Annotated in this window: 3 protein-coding genes, 1 tRNA gene and 1 pseudogene; all 5 read right to left on the reverse strand. The window is 31.7% G+C overall.

The window, feature by feature from the left end; genetic code table 11:
- Positions 1–424: 424 nt before the first annotated feature.
- A pseudogene (locus KPC_RS18775) lies at positions 425–1,303 on the reverse strand (LpxL/LpxP family acyltransferase); the annotation flags it as partial.
- Positions 1,304–1,704: 401 nt separating this feature from the next.
- Positions 1,705–1,781: transfer RNA gene (locus tag KPC_RS18780), tRNA-Met, on the reverse strand.
- 90 nt (positions 1,782–1,871) lie between these two features.
- Entirely contained in the window at positions 1,872–2,150 is a 279-nt protein-coding gene (locus KPC_RS18785; RefSeq protein WP_121975847.1) for a hypothetical protein, read from the reverse strand.
- Between the two features lie 139 nt (positions 2,151–2,289).
- Complete coding sequence (locus KPC_RS18790) at positions 2,290–2,526, reverse strand: hypothetical protein (protein WP_121975848.1); 237 nt, start codon at positions 2,524–2,526, stop codon at positions 2,290–2,292.
- Between the two features lie 163 nt (positions 2,527–2,689).
- On the reverse strand, positions 2,690–2,903 hold a 214-nt coding region (locus tag KPC_RS20635), incomplete at its 5' end, for a hypothetical protein (protein WP_213065913.1).

Below are 2,903 nucleotides of genomic sequence, written 5' to 3' on the forward strand. Positions count from 1 at the left end.
ATATAAAGCAAACTAATTGATATTTTTTATGTAACAACACCAAATTGATTATTTTAGATATCATACTGAAATATCTTGTTGAAATAAAATCAAGCATCAAAAACATTTATCAACTAAACACACTCAAAAAGCTCTTAGTGTAATTAAAAATAAAAGGTATTATTAAAACTCGACTTTAGATTAAAGAAGATAAATATGTATAATAACAAAACATTTCAAATGAACGAAAATAGCATCACTATCATTCCACAGAAATCAAAAATAGTTATTATCCCGAGACGTAGCCAAATTATTAGTCAACGAGACAAGGCTATACAGTCTAATCACAACACCCCCAAACGTAAATAGTTTGCAGTTTTCACCACCTCCAAAAAGAAGCTTGTTGATAGTTTACAAGCTTCTTATTTTTTACCAATTTATTTAACTAATTCGCATATATTTTTTCATAACCTATTGGTTGCGTTTTAAAACGGCGATGAAACCACATATATTGAGTTGGTACTATACGAATCTGTAATTCAAGAATTTTATTGATTCGGATTGAATCCATAATTTCATCATTACCAGGAAAATGATCAAGTTTTGGTTCGATCAAAATCTGATACATTGGATTTCGAATATTCCCTTTTCTTTAAAAAAATAATGAAATTGCTACAGCATTTGAAATTGTTACTATACGTCTGTGTGCAGTTAAAGTTTCGGCATAGACTCCAAAAAATGGAGCCATCACACCCTGTTTAAGACTAAAATCCTGATCAATGCTATACCATACAGCTCTACCTGCTTTAAAATGCTTAATTAATGCCCTCATGTCTTTTTTTTGTATTTGGTTTTTATAGACTTTATTTCTACTTCTATAAATTAACATATCAATTAGACCATTATTTTGTGTGCGATATACGATATCCAAATTAAAAAACAAACTACAAATAAACCCACCAGCGTCTAGCATTGTTGAATGTGAACTCAATAGAAGAAACCTTGTCCTTTTGAATCGTGTATATGTTCAATTCCGTCTATTTCAACGCGATCTTTGTACCAATTAGGACTATGCCATGCATTTAAACATTAANAAATTCATTAAATAACAGATATTTACTAGATATTTCAACTTCTTTAGAATTTTTTCAGGAAAACAAACCTCTAAATTTCTTATTGTGGTTTTACGTCTACTATTTAAATATCTCCATGCAGGATTAACAAGTAATTTAGCGATTCTCCATTGGATAAACCAAGGTAACAATGCTAAAAAGAATGCTATTAACCAAATCCCCCAATATCTGGGAAATAGAAAAGACCATTGGGAACGTACCTTGTTCTTAAATAATTATTAAAAAAGCCCACCAAAGGCTGCTTGTGGGCTTTCTAGATCGGCATGATGCGATCTCATGCTTTGCGTTAAGATGTTTAAATTTGGTGATTATGCTCACTCATAACAAATTTGATGGGAATACGCTATTCCAAAACTCAATTTAAACAATACCGATTCGCCAACGGATTCGATCAATTACACCTTAACACACATATTGATTACTGCCTCGGCATAATATATTTACTTACCTTTTAGATGATCGATCATCAACATAAGATACTAAAACTCCACTATTTCTTAACGAAGTGCCACTCTCAAAATACAGTTTGTATGTAACCCACATAAAAAAAGCCTAATCTGGTTAGATTAGGCTATAAACTTCAAGCTTTTATTGGTAGCGGGAGCTGGATTTGAACCAACGACCTTCGGGTTATGAGCCCGACGAGCTACCAGACTGCTCCATCCCGCATCAACAAGGATGACTTTATACGCCCTATTTATAATGAATACAACCTTTATTTATTTTAATTTTAAAAGCCTCTCTACTAAGGCTTTTAATTCACGATTGCGTTATAAAATCTGGATGAGAGGCTCTATACAAACTCAATCTTCTTTTTTCCGTTTCTAAAAATAATTTAGGCTCTTCTGACCACGTCGGTTTGCCAGAATCAAGGCCTGAATGACTCAAAGCCCAATCTGAAACAAATCCATAAATAAATGAGTTGTCAGCAAAAACCCATTTTACCTTCTCACTATCACTACTTGTAAAAACTTTATAGGTTGGTAAAGACCCAAATATACCAATTTGTGTGTAACGGTATTTATAGATTTCAGACATTGAGTTAAATTACTTAAATAATAGCCCACTATACCAGCTTGTGTAGTTACTTTACCGGATAGTCAATAATTAAATCATTTTTAACATTATTAATACTTTTCTTTAGCAAGAAGAAAACCCACTTTCAGCAGGCTTTCTTTTACTTATTTCTGAGATTTTTTTCTACTCTTTCCGTAGCTTCATCAAATTTAATACCATATACAATCCAAAAGAAATACATATCACTTTCTAAAATATACTTTTGTTTGTAATATTTAGAGCTCTTCCCTTCTTCAATATCACTAGCCTTTAGTTGTGACCCGTTTAAGTCAATATCCCTTCCATCTAAATCCCCACCGATACATATATTCATTTTTATGCCAATCAATTTTTGCATGGTGACTATAGTACAAAACAAAAAAGCCCACCTTTCGATGAGCTTCTTTTCATGGCCAATATTTGCTTACACTTCGACCAATCTAATATAAAAATAGTATTTGCCTTGTATAAGGTCAACTTTCTATGAAATTCAACAAATTATGTTTAAAACTTTTTCATGATTAGATAAATATAAGTGATATACAAAATAAATAGCTAACACCAGCCGCGTAAGCCATAAAATACCACCAGAAATCAATTAGTTTTTTGGAAGTCATAAAAAAACTAAGCACACAAATGAAAAAACTCACGCTACTCGTTACTATTGAATAAAATAAGATTGAAGTTAACTTATCCCAGTTTTCTAGCTCATAATCTCGCCATACAATTATAGTA

It is taken from the genome of Acinetobacter stercoris, assembly GCF_900323515.1.
GTDB classification, from domain to species: domain Bacteria; phylum Pseudomonadota; class Gammaproteobacteria; order Pseudomonadales; family Moraxellaceae; genus Acinetobacter; species Acinetobacter stercoris.

Excerpts from the sequence above, each read along its gene's own strand:
- KPC_RS18790 (WP_121975848.1), bottom strand. The coding sequence starts at position 2,526 with ATGCAAAAATTGATTGGCATAAAAATGAATATATGTATCGGTGGGGAT.
- KPC_RS18785 (WP_121975847.1), bottom strand. The coding sequence starts at position 2,150 with ATGTCTGAAATCTATAAATACCGTTACACACAAATTGGTATATTTGGG.